A 20850-nucleotide genomic window follows, 5' to 3' on the forward strand; every position below is an offset into this window, starting at 1 on the left:
ATCCTAAGACGTGGCGAATACGGCTCCGCTTCTTGCCGCGCGGGGGGTGTCGAAGGCTTTCTTCGGCAACCCCGTCCTGCGCGACGTTTCCATCGCACTTCTGCCGGGGCGCGTGCATGCGCTGCTCGGCGAGAACGGCGCCGGGAAATCAACCTTGATCAACATGCTGTCCGGCGCATTGCGGCCGGACGGCGGCAGCATCGAAGTGGACGGCGAGGCGTTGCGGTACATGACACCGCCAGAGGCGCGGCGAGCCGGCATCGCAGTTGTCCAGCAGGAACTATCGCTGACGGCCAACCTGTCGATTGCCGAAAACATCGGCCTCGGCGCCTATCCGCGCCGCTTCGGCCTCATCGACTATGCCGAACTGGCATCGCGTGCTCGCGAGGCCTGCGCGTTGGTCGGGTTGCACGAGCCCTTGTCGACGCCGGTTGGCGAGCTTTCGCTCGGCCGGCGCCAGATGGTCGAGATCGCCAAGGCACTCTATCGCAAACCCCGGGTGCTGATCCTCGACGAGCCGACATCATCCTTGTCGGCAACCGAGACCCGTGTCCTGACCGATTTGCTGGAAAGGCTGAGCAGCCAGGGGACGGCAATCCTCTACATCTCGCACCGGCTCAACGAAGTGATGGCGCTGTGCCAGCACGTCACCGTCCTCAAGGACGGTTCGGTGACGTCGGATCGACCGCTGGAGGGAACAGATGCCGCAGGGCTCGTGCGCCTGATGGTTGGCCGCGACCCCGGCGACCTGTTTCCCAAATGGCAGCCGTCGCCGTCAACAACAGCGGCCGTTTCGGTCCGCGGCTTGTCGGCCGGGCTGATGCGGGACGTCGATCTCGACATCAGGGCCGGCGAGGTGCTCGGCATCGGCGGCTTGGTCGGACAAGGGCAGGAAGACCTGCTGCTCGGTCTCTATGGCGCGATCCCGGCGACGGCCAAATCAGCCGCAGTCAACGGGCACCTGGCCCTGCCCGGCGGCGTGCCCAAGGCCAATGCGCTTGGCCTTGCCTATGTGCCCGCCGACCGCAAGCGCGAGGGCCTGCACCTCATCCATCCGATCATCACCAACCTGATGCTGCCCGCCTTCGCACGGCTGCCGGCGCTCAAGCCACGCCATCGCGGCGAAGAGCGCGACCTGGCGCGTAGCCTTGCGGCCCAGCTCGGCATCAAGGGCGATCTCGGTCGGGCGGCCCAGGCGCTGTCGGGCGGCAACCAGCAAAAGGTCGCGCTGGCGAAATGGATGCCGCATGATCCACTGGTGCTGCTGCTCAACGATCCGACGCGCGGCGTCGACGTCGAGACCAAGCGCGAGATTTACATCATGCTGCGCCAGCTCGCTGCGGCCGGCAAGGCGGTCGTGCTGATGAGTTCCGACACACCCGAACTGGTGCATCTGTGCGACCGCGTCGCCGTCGTGCGCGAGGGCCGCATCGCCGCCATGCTTGAGCATGGCGCGCTGAGTGAAGAAACAATCGTTGCCGCAGCCGTCGGTGCCGACAAGCCGGAGGTCACCGCATGAGCACCGTCCCATCGACACCAGGGCAAGGCTCCGGTGGACTCTACTGGACGGTTCAGGCCGGGCGAAACGTCGGCGTTCGCGGCCTTTTCCTTGTCGTTTGCGCCTTCATCGTCGCTTACGGCTTCCTGTTCCCGGGCCTGTTCACCATCTCAGGCTTTGCCAAGTTCACCCAGAGCTGGTTTCCCATGGCGCTTGTCGCCATGGCACAGGCACTGCTGATGCTGACCGGTGGCATCAACCTTGCCATCGGCGCGACCGTCAGCCTCGGCGCCGTCATCGCCGCAACGACGATGACCGGGCCGCTCGGCGTCGGCGGCGGCTCTGCTTTGGTCGCGGCAGCCGGCCTCGGCATCGGCGCGGTCACCGGTTTCATCGTGGTCAAGCTGCGTCTGCCGGCGATCGTGGTGACGCTTGCCGGTTCCTTCATCATCGGCGGCGCCGCCTTGCTCATCCTGCCCAGGCCTGGCGGCGCCATGCCTGAATGGCTGTCCGACCTGCTGGCCGGCAACACGCCGGCGGCGTTCCTGTTGCTGGTCGTCATCGTCCTGTTGTGGAAACTCTATCTTGCCACGCCGCTCGGGCTTAGCCTCTATGCCGCCGGCGAAAATCCCGTCGGCGCCTACCGTTCGGGCGTGCCCGTCGATGCGGCACGCATCGCCGCCTATGCGCTGAGCGGCCTGCTCTCGACAAGCGCCGGCCTGTTCGTCGCCGCTCAGACAGGATCGGGAGATCCGGTCATCGGCACGGCCTTCACGCTCAACTCGATCGCCGCCGCCGTGCTCGGCGGCATCGGCTTCCTCGGCGGCCAAGGCACCATGCGCGGCGCGCTCGCCGGCAGCCTGCTGCTCAGCCTGATGATCTCGGTCATGTTCTTCCTCGGATTCACGCCGGTCGCGCAATATGTCGCGCAGGGCCTGATCATCATCGGCGCGGTTGCGCTGCCGCAATTCCGCAAGGTGCAAAGATGACCGGTGCAAAAATGCCTGGCGCGAACCAGACCACCCCCTCTACAAAAATCCGCCTCGGCGCCGTCCTGCGCAGCCGCCCGTTCCTGACTGTGCTCGTCGTGGCCGCCGTCTGATCGTCGCCAGCTTTGCCACGCGCGGCTTCGGCGCCTTCGGTCACCTCCGCTATCTGGTCGAGCTTGCCGCCGTCATCGGCCTGGTCGCCGCCGGACAGACCTTCGTCGTCATCGCCGGCGGCATCGATCTCTCCGTCGCGGCCATCGTCACCGTTGCCGCCGTCGGCCTGCCCCTGGTCTCCTCTTCGGCCGACCCGACGGGCGTGTCGGCGATCCTTTTGGTCCTGGCGACGACCACCGCCATCGGCCTGGTCAACGGACTGGGCGTCGCCTACCTCCGGGTCCACCCGATGATCATGACGCTGGCGATGGCGACCTTCCTGCAGGGCCTGCTCATCATCATCGCCGGCGGCAGCGCCGTGTCGCTGCAGAACCCGCTCGTCGGCTGGCTCGGCAATGCTAGGCCGCTCGGCATTCCGGCCGGCGTTCTGCTGTGGGCAGGCCTGTCGGCGATCGTGCTGTTTGTCATGCATGCCACACCGTTTGCGCCCGGATCTTCGCCATCGGCCAATCCGCGCGCCGCCGAGCTCTCAGGCGTACCGGTCCCCACCACGACCATCGCCATCTACGGCATCAGCGGCCTGACCGCCGGCCTCGCCGGCGTGCTCGTTCTCGGCATGAACGGCCAGGGTTATGTCGGCATCGGCGACCCATATCTGCTGGCCTCGATCGCCGCCGTCGTGCTTGGCGGCACGTCGATCCTCGGCGGGCTCGGCACCTATGCCGGCACCATCCCGGGCTCGATCCTCCTGGTCACGATCACTGCACTGATCACCGTCGTCAATGCGTCGCCCGGCTGGCGCAGCATCCTGTTCGGTTCGCTGATCCTCGGCCTGCTGCTACTCTCCGGTCGCGAGGCCGCTCGCCGATGAAAGCTCATCGAAGCTGTATATGCGCCTGGCGGTGTCGAAGAAGAGCGCGCCCTGCTCTGCTGCTGAAAGCTCGGAGGTGATCGCCTTGAAGCTGTCGAACACCTCGCCGAATGTCGCATGCAAACCGGCAACGGGAAAGTCGCTGCCGAACATCGCCCGCTCGGCACCGAAGCAGTCGATGCAATGCATGACCACCGGCCGCAGGCTGTCGAGCGTCCAGTCATGATCGTAGGCGACGAGATCCGAGATCTTGATGGCGACATTGTCCTGGCGCGCAAGCTGGCGCAGCCCGTCGCGCCAGACACGCATGCCTTCGCCGTCCCTGTCGATCGGACTGCCGCAATGGTTGAGCACGAAGCGCAGATTGGGGAAGGCGGACGCCAGCCGGGCTGCGGACGCCAGCTGACGCGGAAAGACCATCAGGTCGAACACGAGGCCATGACGCTGCACAAGTCTGAGGCCGGCGCGCCATACAGGCTCGTCCATGATCCCGTCGCTAGATGCAAATCGCCGCGCCGGGTCAAGGTCCCAGCTCAAGATGTCACGCACACCGACGACACGGGCAAAGGCCGCGTGCTCTTCAAGCAGTTCTTGCACATTGCTGTCGGCCAGCGGCACCTGCGCCACATAACGCGCTGCCACGCCGCCTGTTTTGTCGAGGCTTTCCAGCCAACGCGTTTCATCCGTCATGTCGTCGCTGGCCCAGCCAGCCTCGACATGGACGGTGGCAATGACGTTATGCCCGCGCGCGTCGCGCAAATAGTCGCCGGGCAGATAGTTCCGGCGCAACGGACCAAGGTCGCCCAGGCTGTCGCGCCCGCCGGCCGCCGGGACCAGCCACGGATGACGGCCCATTCCGAGATCCCACAGATGATGATGGGCATCGATGATCGGACCGGAATAATACGCCACGCGGCCCCCTTGTTTCGCCCTGAACGACTTCGCACCGGAACCCATCTTCCAGTCGCGCGCAGGGGTAGCACCGGATGAAACGGAAACACCAGCCATGCTGACAGGCCCCAGCGAAAATTTCATGCTCGACGATCGCATCCGCGGCGTGCCGCCCGGGACGAAGGCGTTCGCCGCCGACAAGGTAAGCACCAAAAATTGGCACCCTGCCGACGGCGCGATGTCGTTGCCGGTGCTGACCCTCGACGAGCAGGCCTTCGTCAGCAATCGCGACCTGTTCTTCCGCTACCTAAGGCAGGCCGGCGCCGAGATCGCCCCGCATGCCAAGACGCCGATGGCCCCCGATCTTGCCCGCGCGCTGGTCGACGCGGGTGCCTGGGGCACCACAGTCGCCGACATCAGGCAGGCCTCGGTGATGTTGGGTGCTGGGCTCGACAGGCTGATCATCGCCAATGAAGTCGGCGGCAAGGGCGGCGCGGGCCGCCTCGCCATGCTAGTCGCTGCCAACCCGCAAGCCGACATCCATGTCTTCGCCGACTCAGTCGCGGCCGTCGACGCACTGGCCGAGGTGTGGCGCGCCAACGACGCCCTGCCGCCGCTGCGCGTGCTGGTCGAGACCGGCGCTGGACGGGGTGGCGCACGCACGTTCAGTGATGCGGAGGCCATCCTCGACGCGATCCTCGGCAGCGCCGACCGCCTGGTCGCTGCCGGCGTAGCGACCTACGAAGGTGCTGCCGGACGCCCGATCCAGGCGGAGACCGACGCGGCGATTGCGGGGCTGCTCGAACTGACGGCGGCTGCCTTTACCGCGCTGCGCAGGCGGGTTGGCGCCGATGCTCCGCTGATCCTCAGCGCGGGCGGTTCGGTGTTCTTCGACAAGGTCGTTTCCACACTGGCTCCCGCCGTCGCACGGGACGGCAACGCCAAGCTGGTCCTGCGCAGCGGCGCCATCTTCTTCCACGACAACGGCGTCTACGACCGCGCCATGGCCGCTGTCGACGAGCGCCACGGCTTCACACTCGATGGCACGGCCGTCTCGGCGCAGCAGTCGTTCCGCCCGGCCCTCCGGCTCTGGGCGGAGGTGCTGTCGCGCCCCGAAGCTGGCACAGCCGTTTGCGGCATGGGCATGCGCGACGTGTCTTTCGACCAGGGTTTTCCTGTCGTGCTCAACCGCTATCGAAACGGCGCGCCACTGCCGCTGGCCAACGCCCTCCCGACGGTCGTCAAGCTCAATGACCAGCATGCGTTCCTTGCGCTTGCGCCGGACAGCGAGCTCGCCGTCGGCGATGTCCTGGAGTTCGGAATTTCACACCCCTGCACCTGCCTCGATCGCTATCGCGTCATCTTCGGCGTCGACGAGGCGGGCCGCGTCAAAAACGCCTTCCCAACCTATTTCGGCTGACCGCCCCCGACACGCCGAACCGAGAAACTGAAAGGAGCTGCAATGATACAATACTTCCAGTCGGGGTCGCGCATGTCGCAGGCTGTCGTCTATGGCGGCATGGTCCACATTGCCGGACAGGTCGCAAACGACCGCAAGGCCTGCATCGAGAGCCAGACCAGAGACGTGCTGGCAAAGATCGACCAGCTGCTGGCCGAGGCCGGCACCAGCAAGTCCAGGCTCGTCGCCGTCAACGTCTTCCTGCCGCAGATCGGCGACTTCGAGGCGATGAACAGCGTCTATGACGCGTGGGTCGACCCGGAGCGCCTGCCAGCCCGTGCCTGCGTCGAAGCCCGCCTCGCCGATCCCGATCTCAGGATCGAGATCACTGCAGTCGCCGCCGTCTGAAAGGGATCGACCATGCATTCCGGCCTCGTCCACGATCTCGATTTCGACTGCGACGGCAAGGTGCTCACGCATCTCAGCATTCCGTTTTCGATCGACCGCTCGCCCTATTTCCAGGTCAAGGTTCCGATCTGCCTGATCCGCAATGGTGAGGGACCATCGGTGCTGCTGATGGCCGGCAATCACGGCGACGAGTATGAAGGCGAGCTGTCCCTGGCGCGGCTGATCCGCAAGCTCGAGCCCTCGCGTATCAAGGGGCGCGTCACCATCCTGCCGATGGCCAACGCGCCGGCGGTGATGGCAGCCAAGCGCTGCTCGCCGCTCGACGGCGGCAACCTCAACCGGGCCTTCCCCGGCGACCCGGCCGGCAACCCGACGAGCCGGCTGGCGCATTTCCTTGAGAAGGAACTGTTCCCACGCCATGAGATCGTCTTCGACCTGCATCGGGCGGCACGTCGATGGAGCACCTGCCGACGCTCTCGTCGAACGCAACGGCGAACCCGGTCGCCACCACCGCACCGTGGCGCTGATGCAGGCACTCGGCATGCCTTACGGCTTCATCGCCGACAATGGTGCTGCCTCGCCCACCTCGATGGGGGCGGCGCGGCGCGCCGGCGCCATCGGCATTTCGGGCGAATTCGGCGGCGGCGGCACGGCGACCGTCGAATCGATGGCGATCACGGCGCGTGCCATCGACAACCTTCTGCTTGCTGCCGAGGCGGTCGACGAACCCGTGCTGGCTCCACCCTCCGGGCACGACGCCGCAACGCAGCTGCTGTCGCTGTCGCGTCACAGCCAGGGCATCTACGCCACACGCCGCGGCTGGTTCGAGCCGGCGACAAAACTCGGCGACCGCGTCGCTGCCGGACAGCTGGCCGGCTGGTATCACGATCTCGAGCGGCTGGATGCGCCGGAAGAGGCGCTGCATTTCGCCGAGACCGGCATCGTCCTGTCGCGCCGGCTGCATACCATGTGCGAAGCCGGTGATTGCCTGATGCAAGTCGCCGAGCCGGTCCAGGCATGACGAAATCCGCGAGGAACCCGATGCAGCTTTCGATGTGGACCTACCCTTGGGACATCCAGGATATCGGCCATGACACGGTCGCGCGCGAACTGGTCGAGCGCGCCGGCATGAACACGGTCAGCCTGGCGACGTCCTACCATGCCGGACGTTTCCTGCAGCCGCGCAGCCCACGCCGCAAGGCCTATTTCCCGGAAGACGGGACCATCTATTTCCAGCCGACGGCCAGTCGCTGGGACAAGCTCACGATTCAGCCGAAGATCGCCGACGTGATCTCGGAAGGCGGCGACGTTCTTGCCGAGCTGATCCGGCGGCGCGATGACGGTGGCCTTAAGGTGTCGTGCTGGACAGTCTGCCTGCACAACACCCGGCTCGGCATGCTGCATCCTGACGCCGTCACCCGAAATGCCTTCGGTGATCCCAACTACTACAGCCTTTGCCCGGCCAATGCCGATGCCCGCGCTTATGTCAGGGCACTGGTCGAGGATATCAGCCACACCTACCGGCCCGACATGATCGAGCTCGAGACGCCGACCTTCATGGGTTTCGCCCACGAGTATCATCATGAAAAGGACGGCGTCGGCCTGACGGCTGAAGACGATTTCCTGCTCTCGCTCTGCTTCTGTCTATCCTGCCTGGCAAGCGCGGCAAAAGCGGGCGCCGATGGCGAGGCAGCGCGCCGGCTGGTTTGCGAGTGGATCAACGAGGCCTGCGAACGTGCCACGCCGTCACCACGCTTCCCGGACTTCCCGGCGCGCGGGCTCGATACTTTCGCGCCATGGCCGCAACTCCACGCTTTTCTGGCTTGGCGCTTCCAGCCCGTCACGAGCCTCGTCGCCGAACTGCGCGAGGTTGCCCATCCGGCCACCCGCGTCGTTGTCATCGACCTCAAGGAAGGCTGGCTCGGCGGCTCCGACCTCGCCTCGATCGGCAAGGCCTGCGACGGCGTCATCCTCTCTGCCTACGGCATGGAAGCCGACCAGGTGCCCGAACTGCTCGCCACCGGACGCCAGCTGCTCGGTCCCGACAAGTTTCTCGGCACCTGCTACCGCCTCTATTATCCGGAGATGAGCAGCTCCGAGGCGCTCGCAGCCAAGGTCGCGCCGGCACTTGCGGCGGAAGTCGACAGCATCAATTTCTACAATTACGGCCTGATCCCGGCGGCACGGCTCGACTGGATTGGCGCCTCGATCGGGCGAGGCAGGGCCTGAGCTTCAGGCGTTCGCGGCCCCGACAAGCAGATCGCGCAAAAGCCGGATGGCGTTCGGCTTTTGCGGCACGCTCGGCGCGAGAAAGGACAACGAACGTTCATGCGCATGCGCGTGCGGCACGGGAATGATGTTGAACCCGTTGGCAACGAGCCCCGGCCAGTGGGGCACCAGCGAACTGCCGATGCCCTTGGCAACCAGGATCGCGATCGTCTCCAGCGCGTCCATGTCGCAACGCACGTCGGCATAGAGCCCTACCTTCTCCATGTAGGCGGCGACGATCCGGCCACCCCATGACGACGGGTCGTAGCGGATGAACGGCGTTTCCCGCGCATGTGCGATGATATCAGCAGGCGCAACGGCATCGCGCGTCAGATACACCAGTGGCTCCCGCGACATGCAGGTGGCGTCGAGCATTTTGGGCAGCGCGAAGGGCGGCTCGACGAGAACGGCGACATCGAGCTGGCCAGCCAGCATCTGATCGTAGAGGTGTTCTGATGTCCCCGGCGTTAGCCGCAGTTTCAGCGACGGCGCGCGCGCCGTCAGCTTGCCCAGAACCACCGGCACAAGCCCGGTCAGGACGGTCGAGATCGCCCCCACTCTGAGGTCACCGGACAGGCCGCTGGCGTCGAGGTCATCGACGAGCAGCGAGGCATCGCGAACCAGCGCGCGGGCACGCGGCAGCAGCGACAGGCAGGCTTCCGTCGGCCGCGCGGTGTGGGCGCCGCGCACCAGAAGTGGGCAATCAAGCGTCCGCTCAAGGGCCTGGATGCGCTGGCTGACAGCCGCCGGCGTCAGCCCTTCCCGCCGCGCGGCGGCAACGATGGAGCCGGTCTCGACCACCGCAACAAGGCTCTGCAGAAACCGGATATCCAATGGAATTCCTTATGCTGAGGAAAACAATTCCGTAGTTTTCTTTTCCTAGCGGACCCATTAGATGTCGGTCAAACACTGGGAGCCACTGGCCATGAAGTCACTGTTCCATCTCGCCATCCACGTCACCGACCTCGACGCGGCGCGCGGCTTCTATGGCGGCGTGCTCGGTTGTGTCGAAGGGCGCTCGACCGACAGCTGGGTGGATTTCGACTTTTTCGGCCATCAGCTGTCGCTGCATCTCGGCAAACCGTTCGAGGTTACCCGCACCGGCAAGGTCGGCACGCACCTCGTCATGATGCCGCATTTCGGCATCGTGCTTCCGCTCGACGACTGGTTCGCGCTCGCCGATCGCTTGAAAAGAGGCGGCATCGCATTCGACATTCCGCCTGTCATCCGCTTCGAAGGTGAACCCGGCGAACAGCGCACGATGTTTTTCTTCGACCCTTCGGGCAATCCGATCGAGGTAAAGGGTTTCAAGGATTTCGACAGCGTCTTCGCCGCCTAAACGAGACAGGTCACGCTCGGCAAGTTCAGGGATGAGATCGCGTGACCGGCGTAATCAGATCGCGATCGTCGCCGAATAGAGCGCAGCTGCAACGTCCGGATCGTCGGCGTCGGTGACTGCCAGCAGGTCGAGGCGGTTGCCGTCGAGCTCGGCGTGAATGCCCTCGATCTTGTACGGCCGATCGAGCCGGCGAACAAAACGCAGCCGCCCATCATTCCCGACGATGCCGATGGCAGCCCCGACACATGCGCCGTCGTTGAAGGCGTCGTCCGTATCCTCGGCGACCGCACTGAACACCATGTCGCCACCAGGCAGCGCTGCGGCATCGGTAAAACACAGCGGTACGCCATCGACATGGCCGAGATCGAAGCTGTCGATTGTCATCGGCCTGAGCGCCGCGGAACGTCTGCCGGTCACGAGGTCGATGGCCGCTGCAAACGGATATCGGATGATGGCATTGTCGGGATGCTGCGTGTTGCCGCGCTGGAACAGGCGCAATTCGTCCTCGACCACGACGGCACCTTCGACATTAGCCTCGGCAAAGGCAGCGCCAAGCGGAACCAACATGGCCGAAAGGTCGAGGCCACGTGCGGCACCGGAAACGGCGCCCGTCGGGTCGAGAGCAAGCAATGCGCCGCGCCGCCGGTTGGGCCGCGAACCCGAGCCGATGGCCAACAGTGCCCGTGGGCAAAACCCTCGAAAGCGGGCAGCAGCGTCAATGTCTCGAAGTCCGGCTTCTCCCGTTTGCGCACAACCTTCTCGTCCGGCAGCACACCATCGAACAGCCGCAGCAGCCGGCCGGGAGTGTCGTCCGTCGTGGAGAAGACACCGAGATGGAGTTCGTCGTCGGCAACGACATACATCGTCGAATTGAGACAGACGAGGCCGCTTGCGGCGCTCAGATACAGCGGCCGTCCGGGGTTTGGCGCTGCCGCGAGGATGAGGTCACGCAGTTTGGTCAGCGCGATCATGCGGCGACAACAGCTGCCTGTGAGCGGACTTCGCTCCTTGCCGGCCGCCCGACGGCCGCCTGACCGTCACTTCTTCTCAAGATCGATCAACCCCTCAAGCAGGTCGAGCAACTGTTCGTAGCGCTCGTGCCCGATGCGCCTTTGGACATCATCATAGATGGCGCTGCTCTCCGGCGACACTTCCGATATCAGGACCTGCCCTTTCGGCGCGATGGAAAGCATCACCCGCCGGCCGTCGCCTTCGACCTTGCCGCGGGTGATGAGGCTGCGCTCCTCAAGCGCCTTGATGATCCGCGTCAGGCTCGGCGCCAGGATCGAGGCGCGTTCGGCAAGTTCCGTCGCATCGAGGGGGCTCTGCTCGCCCAGAACGCGAATGACGCGCCATTGCTGCTCCGAAACGCCATGCTGAGCGAGAATGGGTCGGAACTGGGCCATCACCACTTCGCGCGCACGCAGCAGTGACATCGGCAACGAACGTCGGGTGCTTTGCAGCAAGGGCGAACTCCTGATGGCTGGCGACGGTTTGGCCGGCATTCCACTCTACTCCGATAATACCGGCGCCCCGACGGATCAACGCCGAGAGGCGGCAATCAGCCGAATTCCGCACACACAAGCGGCCTTGACAGCCGCCCACATAACTACTTAACATGTTAAATATTGAAACGCCAATTGTGCGGGAAGACACGCCCTTGCCTCACCTCACGCTCGAATATTCCGCCAATCTCGACGGCCGCGTCGACATGCCGGCACTGTGCGGAGAGCTGCAGCAGGCGATCCTCGATACCGGCCTGTTCGAACATGGTGCGGTCAGAGTGCGCGCGCTGCGCGCCGACGCCTATGCGGTTGCCGACCGCCTGCCGGAGAACGCCTTCATCGACATGAGCTTCAGGATCGGCGCCGGTCGCACCGCCGCCGACAAGAAGAGTGCCGGCACAGCGATCTTCGCTGCCGCGAACGCGTTCCTCGCGCCTCTTTTCGCCACGCCTCATTTCGCGCTTTCGCTCGAGATCCGCGAGATCGACGCCGAGCTGAGCTGGAAAAACAACGCCATCCACCCGCGTCTGCGGAACAAGTGACGGAAACCTCAATGTCAGATTTCGAAAACAACCTGCGCAAGGCTGAAGCCTATCTCGAACGCTTCAAGACAGGCGGGGTCAGCAACCACATCAATGGCGAGGCGATGCCTGCGCTCGACGGCACGACCTTCGAGACCATCTCGCCGGTCGACCTCAAGCCGCTCGCCCGGGTGGCGCATGGCAAGGCGGCTGACATCGACATGGCGGCAAAGGCAGCCAAGGCGGCGTTCCCGGCATGGGCCGCCCAATCGGGCGATGCCCGCAAGAGACTGCTTCACGCCATCGCCGACGCCATCGTCAAGCGGGCCGAGGAAATCGCCTTCGTCGAATGCATGGATACCGGCCAGTCGCTGAAGTTCATGGCCAAAGCAGCTCTGCGCGGCGCCGAGAACTTCCGCTACTACGCCGACAAGGCACCAGAGGCGCGCGACGGCCGCACGCTGCAGGCGCCCGGCCAGCTGAACATCACCACCCGCTTGCCGATCGGCCCAATCGGCGTCATCACGCCATGGAACACGCCTTTCATGCTTTCGACCTGGAAGATCGCCCCAGCGCTCGCCGCAGGTTGCACGATCGTCCACAAACCAGCCGAGTTCTCGCCGCTGACAGCACGGCTGCTCGTCGAGATCGCCGAAGAGGCGGGCCTGCCCAAGGGTGTCTGGAACCTGGTCAACGGCCTGGGCGAGGATGCCGGCAAGGCGCTGACCGAGCACCCCGATATCAAGGCGATCGGTTTCGTCGGCGAAAGTCGCACCGGTTCGATGATCATGCGCCAGGGCGCCGATACGCTGAAGCGCGTGCATTTCGAGCTCGGCGGCAAGAACCCGGTGATCGTGTTTGCCGATGCCGACCTCGAGCGCGCAGCGGACGCCGCCGTGTTCATGATCTACTCGCTCAATGGCGAACGCTGCACTTCGTCGTCACGGCTGCTGGTCGAAGCCTCGATCCACGACACGTTTGTGGCCACGGTGGCGGAAAAGGCCAAGCGTATCCACGTCGGCCACCCGCTCGATCCGAAGACTGTCGTCGGCCCGCTGATCCACCCGGTGCATGAGACCAAGGTGCTGTCCTACATCGAACTCGCCCGCTCGGAAGGTGCTACCATCGCCGCCGGCGGCACCAAGGTCGAAGGGCCCGGCGGCGGCTGCTATGTCGCGCCGACATTGTTCACCGGCGCGCGCAACGACATGCGCATCGCCCAGGAAGAGATCTTCGGGCCGGTGCTGACGGCGATCCCGTTCGAGACTGAAGCCGAAGCGCTTTCGATTGCCAACGACACCCAATACGGTCTTGCCGGATATCTGTGGACATCGGATGTGACGCGCGCCCTACGCTTCACCGAAGGGCTGGCTGCGGGAATGATCTGGGTCAATTCGGAGAACGTCCGGCATCTGCCGGCGCCGTTCGGCGGCGTCAAGAATTCCGGCATCGGCCGCGACGGCGGCGACTGGTCGTTCGACTTCTACATGGAAACAAAGAACATCGCCTTCGCGACGGCGGCCCACAACATCCAGAAGCTCGGCGGCTGAGCGGGAACACTAGACATGCCATTGCCCACACCAAACCTCTATCCCGCCTTCAACATCGTACGGCTGAGCCATGTCGAACTGGCGGTGACAGACCTTGCCAGGTCCCGCGCCTTCTATGTCGACACGCTCGGCCTGCAGGTCACCGACGAGACCGCCGACACCATCTATCTGCGCGCCATGGAAGAGCGCGGCCACCATTGCATCGTGCTGAAAAAGAGCGACCGGGCCGAAGCCCGCGACCTCGGCTTCAAGGTGTTTTCGGACGAAGATCTCGACAAGGCCGAGCACTTCTTCAGGGCGAAGGAACTGCCGGTCGAATGGGTCGAGCGGCCGTACCAGTCGCGCACGTTGCGCACCCGCGACCCGCACGGCATTCCACTGGAGTTCTATTCCAGGATGGACCGGCTGGCGCCAATCCACCAGAAATACGCACTCTACAAGGGCGTGAAGCCGCTGCGCATCGATCACTTCAACTGCTTCTCGCCCGACGTCGACCAGTCGGTCGCCTTCTACAACGAGCTCGGCTTCCGCGTCACTGAATTCACCGAGGACAACGAGACCGGTCGCCTGTGGGCGGCGTGGACCCACCGCAAGGGCGGCGTGCACGACATCGCCTTCACCAACGGGCTCGGACCGCGCCTGCACCATGTCGCCTTCTGGGTGCCGACGCCGCTCAACATCATCGACCTGCTCGACCTGATGGCGACCACCGGTTACGTCGGCAACATCGAGCGTGGACCCGGCCGACACGGCATCTCCAACGCCTTCTTCCTCTACATCCGCGACCCCGATGGTCACCGTATCGAGATCTATTGCTCGGACTACCAGACGGTCGATCCCGACCTGGAGCCGATCAAGTGGGACCTCACGGATCCGCAGCGCCAGACGCTGTGGGGCGCCCCTGCCCCGCGCTCGTGGTTCGAGGAAGGCAGCACATTCGCCGGTACCGAGCCAAGGCCGTCGGCACTTGCCGCCTCGCCGATCATCGCACCGTGAGATCAGACATGACCGAACGGCCGCGTTTCGCCACTTACACCCACGCCGGCAAGACGAGCTACGGCGCGGTGATCGCCAAAGGTATTGTCGACCTGGCACCACAGTTCCCGCAATGGCCGACGCTGCGCGAGGTTATCGCGGCGAACGGTCTCGCTCGGCTCACGGAAGCCGCTGAACAGCGCGCGGCCGACATTTCGGAAGCCGAGATCACCTACCAGATCCCGATCCCGGCGCCGGAGAAGCTGGTCTGCGTCGGGGTCAACTTCCCCGACCGCAATGAAGAGTACAAGGACGGCCAGGCGGCGCCCGGCAATCCGTCGCTGTTCATCCGTTTCCCGCGTTCCTTTGTCGGCCATGGCGCGGCCATCGTCCGGCCACCGGAGTCACCGCAGTTCGACTATGAAGGCGAGATCGTCATCGTCATCGGCAAAGGCGGCCGCCGCATTGCCGAGCGCGACGCGCTCGACCATATCGCAGCACTTTCGCTCTGCAACGAAGGCACGATCCGCGACTGGGTCCGGCACGCCAAGTTCAACGTGACCCAGGGCAAGAACTTCGACGCCACCGGCGCCATCGGCCCCTGGCTGGTGCCCTATACGGACGAAGCCCAGCTTGCCGACATTCGCCTGACGACGAAGGTCAATGGCGAGCTGCGGCAGGATGACCGCACAAGCCGCATGATCTTCGGCTTCCGCAAGCTGATCAGCTACATCTCGACCTTCACCACGCTTGTTCCGGGCGACGTCATCGTCACCGGCACACCGACCGGCGCCGGCGCGCGCTTCGATCCGCCGCGCTGGCTGGTCCCCGGCGACATCGTGGAAGTCGAAGCGGAAGGCATCGGCACATTGCGCAACACCGTCATGGACGAACAGCCATGAAGCTTGAGCCAGAGCAGCATCAGACAGCAGCGCAACGCCTCGACCAGGCCGAAAAGCAGCGCAAGCAGATCGGGCTGTTGTCGCTCGATCACCCCGAGATGGACATGGAGGACGCCTATGCCGTGCAGGCCGCATGGGTCCAGCTCAAGCTCGCCCAGGGTCGGCGCAGGATCGGCTGGAAGATCGGCCTGACGTCCAAGGCAATGCAATATGCGCTCAACATCGACATCCCCGATTCAGGCGTCCTGCTTGACGACATGATGTTCCCGGATGCAGCAACCATCCCGGCCGACCGCTTCATCCAGCCGCGCATCGAGGCCGAGATCGCTTTCGTCATGAAGGCGCCGTTGGAAGGTCCAAACACGACCGTCTTCGACGTGCTCAACGCCACCGATTTCATTGCACCGGCCATCGAGATCCTCGACACGCGTATCCTGCGCAGCGACCCGGCAACGGGCCGCACCCGCACCATCGTCGACACCATCTCCGACAATGCCGCCAATGCCGGCATCATCACCGGCGGCCGGCCGATGCGTCCGACCGAGGCCGACATGCGCTGGATCGGCGCCATCGTATCGCGCAATGGCGAAGTCGAGGAAACCGGCCTTGGTGCCGGCGTGCTCAACCATCCTGCAGCCGGCATAGCCTGGCTGGCCAACCGGCTCGCCATGTTCGGCGGTTCGATTGCGGCCGGCGACATCGTGCTCTCGGGCTCGTTCATCCGCCCCGTCGAAGCGCGCCACGGCGATACCATCATGGCCGACTTCGGCCCCTTCGGCACCGTCAGCGCCTACTTCGCCTGAGGATATCAATGCCCGCACCACGCAACATTTTCAAAGCCGCTCTGCTGGACGGCAACGCGCAGATCGGCCTGTGGCTCGGCCTGGCCAATGCCTACACGGCCGAGATCTGTGCCGGCGCCGGGTTCGACTGGTTGGTCATCGACGGCGAGCATGCCCCGAACGACATCCCGGTCATGGCGGCGCAATTGCAGGCCATCGCCGCCTCCGGCTCCCATGCCGTCGTGCGCCCGCCAATCGGCGATACCTGGATCATCAAGCAACTGCTCGACATCGGCGCCCAGACCATCCTTGTGCCGATGGTCGAAACTGCAGATCAAGCCTGCGAGCTGGTCAAGGCGATGCGCTACCCGCCGCATGGCGTGCGCGGCGTGGGTGCAGCGCTTGCCCGCGCTTCCGCTTTCAACCGCATCCCCGACTATCTGGCCACCGCCAACGACCAGACCTGTCTGCTGGTCCAGCTGGAGAGCCGGGCCGGGCTGGCGCAGCTTGAAGCCATTGCCGCTGTCGACGGCGTCGACGGCATTTTTATCGGGCCCGCTGATCTCGCCGCCGACATGGGTTACCTCGGCAAGCCGGGCGCACCGGAGGTGCAGGCAGCCGGCGAGGACGCCATCCGCCGCATCGGCATCTCTGGCAAGGCTGCCGGTATCCTCACTTCCGACGCCAGCCTGGCGCAGCGTTATCTGGACCTCGGCGCCACCTTTGTTGCCGTCGGCAACGACGTCGGCTTGCTGGCACAAGCAACCAGTGCGCTTGCGACGAAGTTCAGGACCGGTGGCAAAGGCGAGCCGCAGGCGACTGGTTCAGGCTACTGAGAAACCAATTCATCTGAATTGCAAAGGGCGGCCCTGGAGCCGCCCTTTCTCTGCCGACCTGCGTCTGCCGGCGCCAGCCGGAAAACAGCTACGGTACAGCTCAGACCTGCAACCACATCCCGCTCAGCGCGTGATGTGGACCGTCTGCATCTGCATGTACTCCTCCAGCCCCCAGTGGCCGAACTCGACGCCGATGCCCGATTGTTTGGCGCCGCCAAAGGGTGCCGCCGGCGAGATCGAGCTGTGGTCGTTGACCCAGGCGGTTCCGCATTCGAGACGCCGCGCCAGCGCTTCCGCTTTCTTGATGTCGGTCGACCAGATCGAACCGCCCAGCCCGTTTTCGCTGGCATTGGCACGCGCGATCGCATCGTCGACGTCGCTGTAGCGCACGATCGGCAGGATCGGGCCGAACTGCTCCTCGTCGACGATGCGCATGCCGTCCGTCACCTCGGTGACGACGGTCAGCGGGAAGAAGTAGCCTGCTTCATCTGAAGCTTCGCCGCCGGCCAGGAAGCGTCCGCCATTAGCCTTGGCGTCGTCGGCAAGGGCGCGCACCAGATCGAACTGCGCCTTGTTTTGCAGGGGCCCGAATTGGCTGGCCGGATCGCTGGCCGGACCGACCCTGGCGGCACGCGCCAGGACAGCGATCTTTTCGGCGAGCGCGTCATGCAGGCTCTCATGCACGTAAAGGCGCTTGAGCGCGGCACATGTCTGGCCGCTATTGCCGAAGGACTTGGCGAAGATCACCGGCGCGATGGCGTCGATGTCGGCGTCGGGCAAGACGATTGCCGCATCGTTTCCGCCGAGTTCGAGCGTCAGGCGCTTCAGCGTGTCGGCGGCATTCGACATGATGTTGCGGCCGGTCGGCGTCGAGCCGGTGAAGACGATCTTGTCGATGCCGGGGTGGCCGGTGATGGCGCGACCAATGCCGCCTTCGCCGGTGACCGAATTGAGCACGCCGCGCGGCAGATGCACATTGGCAAGCTCGACGAGCCGAAGCGTGCTCAGCGGTGTGTAGGACGACGGCTTGATCACCACGCAATTGCCCGCCATCAGCGCCGGCATGACGTGCCAGGTGGCGATCAGCACCGGATGGTTCCACGGCGTGATCGAGCCGACAACGCCGAGCGGCTTGCGGTGTACCTCGATCCTGTTCTTCTCGTCGTCACGGATCACTTCAACCGGTGGCCTGAGCTTTGCCGTCTCGCGCATCCAGTGAATGGCGGCACCAATCTCGCCATGGGCGCTGGCGCGTGGTTTGCCCTGTTCGGTCGAGAGCAGCACCGCCAGGGCATCCTTGTCGGCTTCAACCGCGTTGGCGATCTCGTTGAGCAGGCGTGCCCTCTCTTCGATCACCGTGTCACGCCATGTCGGGAACGCTTTACGCGCGGCTGCGACCGCTGCGTCGAGATGCTCAGGACTGGCGGCAGGACAGTCGGCGAAGACCTCCGCCCGTGCGGGATCGATGACGCCAAACGTGCCTGCGGCCTCCACCCTTTCGCCATTGATGATCATCGCATGGGACTGCGTCATGGTTGTCTCCCTCGAATTTGAACCACCGCAAATCGCGGCACTGGCCACACAAGCGGCCACGCTTCCTTCAGGCGGCATCGGCGGAAAAGCCGTCCAGCCAGCCTTCACGTAGCTGCGGCACCGCGCGGATCAGGCTGCGCGTATAGTCGGACTGCGGCTGTTCGAACACGGCGCGCGTATCGCCATGCTCGACGATACGTCCTGCCTGCATCACCGCGGTCTTGTGCGAGAAGCGCAGCGCGAGGCCAAGATTGTGGGTGATGAACAGGATGCTGAGGCCCTCGTCCTTGATCAGGCGGGTGAGCAGCTTGACGATGCTTTCCTCGACCAGCGGATCGAGCGCCGAGGTGATCTCGTCGCAGATCAGGATGTCGGGTTTTGCGGCAAGCGAACGGGCGATGCAGACGCGCTGCTTCTGCCCGCCCGAAAGCGATGCCGGATAGCGGTCGAGATAGGCCGCCGGAAGTTCGATCGCCTCCATCAGTTCGAGCAGCCGCTGCTCGGCGGCGGCGCCACGCAATCCGTAGAAAAAGCTGAGCGGACGCCCGATGACATCGCGGACGGTCTGGCGCGGATTGAGCGCGAGGTCGGGCAGCTGGTGGATGTACTGGATCAGCCGCCGCTGATCGAAGCTGCGGCGCTCGACCACAGGCGCCAACACGCTGTCGCGCATGCGGATCTGCCCAGTGCGCGCTGGCTGCAGGCCAGCGATGCTGCGCGCCAAAGTGGTCTTGCCGCTGCCGGACTCGCCGACGAGTGCCAGCACCGAGCCGGCGCCAAGCCTGATCGACGCGTCCTTGACCGCCGTGACGCCGCCATAACCGACATCGACGTTGCGGACGTCGAGCAGGGTTTCGTCGCTGCCATTTGCACTGGCGTAGCTGCCATCGCCCTGGTGCGCGACAAGACGCTGGGCGTATTCCGTCTGCGGGTTGTCGACGAGCTGGCGCGTCGGCCCCTGCTCGACCATCTTGCCGTTGCGCATGACGACGATGCGGTCGGCCATCTGCGACACCACCGCCAGGTCGTGCGAGATGTAGAGGGCGCCGCAATTGTGGGCGCTCGCCACCTTCTTGATCAGCCTGAGCACCTCGATCTGCGTCGTCACGTCGAGTGCTGTGGTCGGCTCATCGAAAATGATCAGGTCGGGCTGGTTGATCAGCGCCATGGCGATCATCGCCCGCTGCAACTGGCCGCCCGAGACCTGATGCGGATAGCGCCGGCCGAAATTCTTGGGGTCAGGAAGCTGGAGCTCCTCGAACAGCTCGACTGCCATGCGACGCCGCTGGGCTGAGGTCAGCTTCTGCGCCATGGCAGGGATTTCGGTGACCTGGTCCTCGAGCCGGTAGAACGGGTTGAACGCAGCCGCGGCACTTTGGGCGACGTAGGACGCCCTGGTGCGCCGGATGGTTTCGAGCTCGGTGGTTCCGAGTTCCATCAGCGACTGACCACACAGCTCGATCGAGCCTGATGTCGGCCTGCACCCAGACTTGAACAGCATGATCGAGCTCAGCGCCAGCGTGCTCTTGCCGGCCCCTGACTCACCGATGATGCCAAGAACTTCGCCGCGATCGACATGGATCGAGACGTCGTCGAGCAGCACGCCCGACTTTGTCTCGACGCGTAGATTGTCGATGCTCAGTACCCGATTTCCGCTCATTTCACGTCCGGTTTGTCTGAAAAGCGGCCAACAAGCCAATCAACGATCCCGTTCACGCTCAGGCAGAACAGCGCGATGCAGAATGCCGGGATCAGCGGCGTCAGACGGCCGGTAGAAAGGGCGAGCGCATTCTCGCGGACAAGTCCGCCGAGATCGGCCGCAGGCGGCTGGATGCCGATGCCCAGGAAGCTGAGCGAACTGATGAAGAGTGCCGCGGAGGAAAGCCCCAGTCCGAACTGCGCCAAAAGCGACGGCACCATGTTAGGCAGTATTTCCTTGAACAAATACCAGTGCAGCCGTTCGCCGCGCAGGCGACCGACCTCGGCATATTCCATCGCCGCGAGGTCGCCGGCGATCGGCCGGGTCACGCGGTAATAGGTGCTTGACTGCAGCACTGCCATGGTCAGGATCAGCGTCGTCAGCGACACGCCGGCGATGGCCAGGATGATCAGCGCAAAGATGATCTGCGGGATCGACATCAGGATGTCGACGGCACGGCCGATGACGATATCGACCCAACCCTTGCTCAGGCCAGCGATGATGGCCAGCGACACGCCGATCATGCAGGCAAGTGTGGTGGCGATCAGCGTCGCAACGAAGGTGTAGCGCGTGGCGTAGAGAATGCGGGACAGCATGTCCCGGCCGAGGCCGTCGGCACCCAGCAGACCGCCCACGCCGGGCGCATCGAAAGCGGCATGGACCATCTCGTTCGGCGGGAACGGCGCCAGCACCGGCGCAAGGATGGCGGCTGCCGCCATCGTTGCGAGGACGGCAAGGGAAACGGTCAGCGTCAACTTGCTCGACACGAT

The 20850-nt window shown here is 64.8% G+C and carries 19 protein-coding genes and 3 pseudogenes; 14 read left to right on the forward strand and 8 right to left on the reverse strand.

What is annotated here, in order from left to right:
• Window positions 1-10: 10 nt before the first annotated feature.
• The 3 genes and pseudogenes from SLT36_RS28210 to SLT36_RS28220 all read left to right on the forward strand — a co-directional run bounded on the left by SLT36_RS28210 (window position 11) and on the right by SLT36_RS28220 (window position 3472).
• Window positions 11-1519, forward strand: a complete 1509-nt coding sequence (locus SLT36_RS28210; protein WP_432288923.1) for a sugar ABC transporter ATP-binding protein — start codon at window positions 11-13, stop codon at window positions 1517-1519.
• Complete coding sequence (locus tag SLT36_RS28215) at window positions 1516-2487, forward strand: ABC transporter permease (protein ID WP_432288924.1); 972 nt, start codon at window positions 1516-1518, stop codon at window positions 2485-2487. The genes SLT36_RS28210 and SLT36_RS28215 overlap by 4 nt, the downstream gene beginning before the upstream one ends.
• 11 nt (window positions 2488-2498) lie before the next feature.
• Window positions 2499-3472: pseudogene (locus SLT36_RS28220) on the forward strand (ABC transporter permease).
• On the opposite strand, the gene SLT36_RS28225 reads toward SLT36_RS28220, so the two are convergent.
• Window positions 3440-4384 carry an amidohydrolase family protein gene (locus SLT36_RS28225; RefSeq protein ID WP_432288926.1) on the reverse strand — a complete coding sequence of 315 codons (945 nt, stop codon included), beginning with the start codon at window positions 4382-4384 and terminating at the stop codon, window positions 3440-3442. The pseudogene SLT36_RS28220 and the gene SLT36_RS28225 sit on opposite strands and share 33 nt — an antisense overlap.
• Before the next feature lie 94 nt (window positions 4385-4478).
• Here SLT36_RS28225 and SLT36_RS28230 point away from each other — a divergent pair, with 94 nt between their 5' ends.
• From SLT36_RS28230 to SLT36_RS28245, 4 genes and pseudogenes are all read left to right on the forward strand, one after another.
• The gene (locus SLT36_RS28230) at window positions 4479-5783 is read left to right on the forward strand and encodes an alanine racemase (RefSeq protein WP_432288928.1); all 1305 of its coding nucleotides are present in this window, start codon (window positions 4479-4481) and stop codon (window positions 5781-5783) included.
• Window positions 5784-5825: 42 nt separating this feature from the next.
• Window positions 5826-6170, forward strand: coding sequence for a RidA family protein (locus SLT36_RS28235; RefSeq protein WP_432288929.1), 345 nt, complete (start codon window positions 5826-5828; stop codon window positions 6168-6170).
• A gap of 12 nt (window positions 6171-6182) precedes the next feature.
• Window positions 6183-7191, forward strand: a pseudogene (locus SLT36_RS28240) (succinylglutamate desuccinylase/aspartoacylase family protein).
• Between the two features lie 20 nt (window positions 7192-7211).
• The gene (locus SLT36_RS28245) at window positions 7212-8399 is read left to right on the forward strand and encodes a hypothetical protein (RefSeq protein WP_432288930.1); all 1188 of its coding nucleotides are present in this window, start codon (window positions 7212-7214) and stop codon (window positions 8397-8399) included.
• Window positions 8400-8402: 3 nt separating this feature from the next.
• On the opposite strand, the gene SLT36_RS28250 is transcribed toward SLT36_RS28245, so the two are convergent.
• Window positions 8403-9272, reverse strand: a complete 870-nt coding sequence (locus SLT36_RS28250) for a LysR family transcriptional regulator (protein WP_432288932.1) — start codon at window positions 9270-9272, stop codon at window positions 8403-8405.
• A gap of 91 nt (window positions 9273-9363) precedes the next feature.
• Between SLT36_RS28250 and SLT36_RS28255 the strand changes: the two genes are divergently transcribed.
• Window positions 9364-9777, forward strand: a complete 414-nt coding sequence (locus tag SLT36_RS28255; protein WP_432288933.1) for a VOC family protein — start codon at window positions 9364-9366, stop codon at window positions 9775-9777.
• A 54-nt stretch (window positions 9778-9831) separates the two neighbouring features.
• Here SLT36_RS28255 and SLT36_RS28260 read toward each other — a convergent pair whose 3' ends face one another.
• From SLT36_RS28260 to hpaR, 3 genes and pseudogenes are all read right to left on the reverse strand, one after another.
• Window positions 9832-10452 (reverse strand): DUF6910 family protein, encoded by a 621-nt coding sequence (locus SLT36_RS28260; RefSeq protein WP_432288935.1) that lies wholly within the window; start codon window positions 10450-10452, stop codon window positions 9832-9834.
• An 86-nt stretch (window positions 10453-10538) separates the two neighbouring features.
• A pseudogene (locus SLT36_RS28265) lies at window positions 10539-10748 on the reverse strand (DUF6929 family protein); the annotation flags it as partial.
• 66 nt (window positions 10749-10814) lie between these two features.
• Window positions 10815-11282, reverse strand: a complete 468-nt coding sequence (hpaR, locus tag SLT36_RS28270) for a homoprotocatechuate degradation operon regulator HpaR (protein WP_432288937.1) — start codon at window positions 11280-11282, stop codon at window positions 10815-10817.
• Between the two features lie 155 nt (window positions 11283-11437).
• On the opposite strand from hpaR, the gene SLT36_RS28275 reads away from it, so the two are divergent.
• Genes SLT36_RS28275 through hpaI form a run of 6 tightly spaced genes read left to right on the forward strand, consistent with a single transcriptional unit; the run spans window position 11438 to window position 16848 of the window.
• Window positions 11438-11824: a 5-carboxymethyl-2-hydroxymuconate Delta-isomerase gene (locus SLT36_RS28275; RefSeq protein ID WP_432288939.1), complete on the forward strand. Its 387-nt coding sequence runs from the start codon at window positions 11438-11440 to the stop codon at window positions 11822-11824.
• A gap of 11 nt (window positions 11825-11835) precedes the next feature.
• Window positions 11836-13353 (forward strand): 5-carboxymethyl-2-hydroxymuconate semialdehyde dehydrogenase, encoded by a 1518-nt coding sequence (gene hpaE, locus SLT36_RS28280; RefSeq protein WP_432288941.1) that lies wholly within the window; start codon window positions 11836-11838, stop codon window positions 13351-13353.
• A gap of 15 nt (window positions 13354-13368) precedes the next feature.
• Complete coding sequence (hpaD, locus tag SLT36_RS28285; protein WP_432288942.1) at window positions 13369-14349, forward strand: 3,4-dihydroxyphenylacetate 2,3-dioxygenase; 981 nt, start codon at window positions 13369-13371, stop codon at window positions 14347-14349.
• 8 nt (window positions 14350-14357) lie between these two features.
• The gene (locus SLT36_RS28290; RefSeq protein WP_432288943.1) at window positions 14358-15230 is read left to right on the forward strand and encodes a fumarylacetoacetate hydrolase family protein; all 873 of its coding nucleotides are present in this window, start codon (window positions 14358-14360) and stop codon (window positions 15228-15230) included.
• Entirely contained in the window at window positions 15227-16033 is an 807-nt protein-coding gene (gene hpaH / locus SLT36_RS28295) for a 2-oxo-hept-4-ene-1,7-dioate hydratase (RefSeq protein ID WP_432288944.1), read from the forward strand. The genes SLT36_RS28290 and hpaH overlap by 4 nt, the downstream gene beginning before the upstream one ends.
• An 8-nt stretch (window positions 16034-16041) precedes the next feature.
• Window positions 16042-16848, forward strand: a complete 807-nt coding sequence (gene hpaI, locus SLT36_RS28300) for a 4-hydroxy-2-oxoheptanedioate aldolase (RefSeq protein WP_432288946.1) — start codon at window positions 16042-16044, stop codon at window positions 16846-16848.
• 123 nt (window positions 16849-16971) lie between these two features.
• On the opposite strand, the gene SLT36_RS28305 is transcribed toward hpaI, so the two are convergent.
• The 3 genes from SLT36_RS28305 to SLT36_RS28315 all read right to left on the reverse strand — a co-directional run bounded on the left by SLT36_RS28305 (window position 16972) and on the right by SLT36_RS28315 (window position 20847).
• The gene (locus tag SLT36_RS28305) at window positions 16972-18381 is read right to left on the reverse strand and encodes an aldehyde dehydrogenase family protein (RefSeq protein WP_432288947.1); all 1410 of its coding nucleotides are present in this window, start codon (window positions 18379-18381) and stop codon (window positions 16972-16974) included.
• A 67-nt stretch (window positions 18382-18448) separates the two neighbouring features.
• Entirely contained in the window at window positions 18449-20041 is a 1593-nt protein-coding gene (locus SLT36_RS28310) for an ABC transporter ATP-binding protein (RefSeq protein ID WP_432288949.1), read from the reverse strand.
• On the reverse strand, window positions 20038-20847 hold the full coding sequence (locus SLT36_RS28315) for an ABC transporter permease (RefSeq protein WP_432288950.1): 810 nt from the start codon (window positions 20845-20847) through the stop codon (window positions 20038-20040). The genes SLT36_RS28310 and SLT36_RS28315 overlap by 4 nt, the downstream gene beginning before the upstream one ends.
• Between the last annotated feature and the right edge of the window lie 3 nt (window positions 20848-20850).

The organism is Aminobacter sp. BA135 (genome assembly GCF_050859125.1).
Classification (GTDB): Bacteria; Pseudomonadota; Alphaproteobacteria; order Rhizobiales; family Rhizobiaceae; genus Aminobacter; species Aminobacter ciceronei.

Excerpts from the sequence above, each read along its gene's own strand:
- SLT36_RS28215 (WP_432288924.1), top strand. The coding sequence starts at position 1,516 with ATGAGCACCGTCCCATCGACACCAGGGCAAGGCTCCGGTGGACTCTAC.
- SLT36_RS28230 (WP_432288928.1), top strand. The coding sequence starts at position 4,479 with ATGCTGACAGGCCCCAGCGAAAATTTCATGCTCGACGATCGCATCCGC.
- SLT36_RS28235 (WP_432288929.1), top strand. The coding sequence starts at position 5,826 with ATGATACAATACTTCCAGTCGGGGTCGCGCATGTCGCAGGCTGTCGTC.
- SLT36_RS28245 (WP_432288930.1), top strand. The coding sequence starts at position 7,212 with ATGCAGCTTTCGATGTGGACCTACCCTTGGGACATCCAGGATATCGGC.
- SLT36_RS28255 (WP_432288933.1), top strand. The coding sequence starts at position 9,364 with ATGAAGTCACTGTTCCATCTCGCCATCCACGTCACCGACCTCGACGCG.
- hpaR (WP_432288937.1), bottom strand. The coding sequence starts at position 11,282 with ATGCCGGCCAAACCGTCGCCAGCCATCAGGAGTTCGCCCTTGCTGCAA.
- hpaE (WP_432288941.1), top strand. The coding sequence starts at position 11,836 with ATGTCAGATTTCGAAAACAACCTGCGCAAGGCTGAAGCCTATCTCGAA.
- hpaD (WP_432288942.1), top strand. The coding sequence starts at position 13,369 with ATGCCATTGCCCACACCAAACCTCTATCCCGCCTTCAACATCGTACGG.
- SLT36_RS28290 (WP_432288943.1), top strand. The coding sequence starts at position 14,358 with ATGACCGAACGGCCGCGTTTCGCCACTTACACCCACGCCGGCAAGACG.
- hpaH (WP_432288944.1), top strand. The coding sequence starts at position 15,227 with ATGAAGCTTGAGCCAGAGCAGCATCAGACAGCAGCGCAACGCCTCGAC.
- hpaI (WP_432288946.1), top strand. The coding sequence starts at position 16,042 with ATGCCCGCACCACGCAACATTTTCAAAGCCGCTCTGCTGGACGGCAAC.
- SLT36_RS28305 (WP_432288947.1), bottom strand. The coding sequence starts at position 18,381 with ATGACGCAGTCCCATGCGATGATCATCAATGGCGAAAGGGTGGAGGCC.
- SLT36_RS28310 (WP_432288949.1), bottom strand. The coding sequence starts at position 20,041 with ATGAGCGGAAATCGGGTACTGAGCATCGACAATCTACGCGTCGAGACA.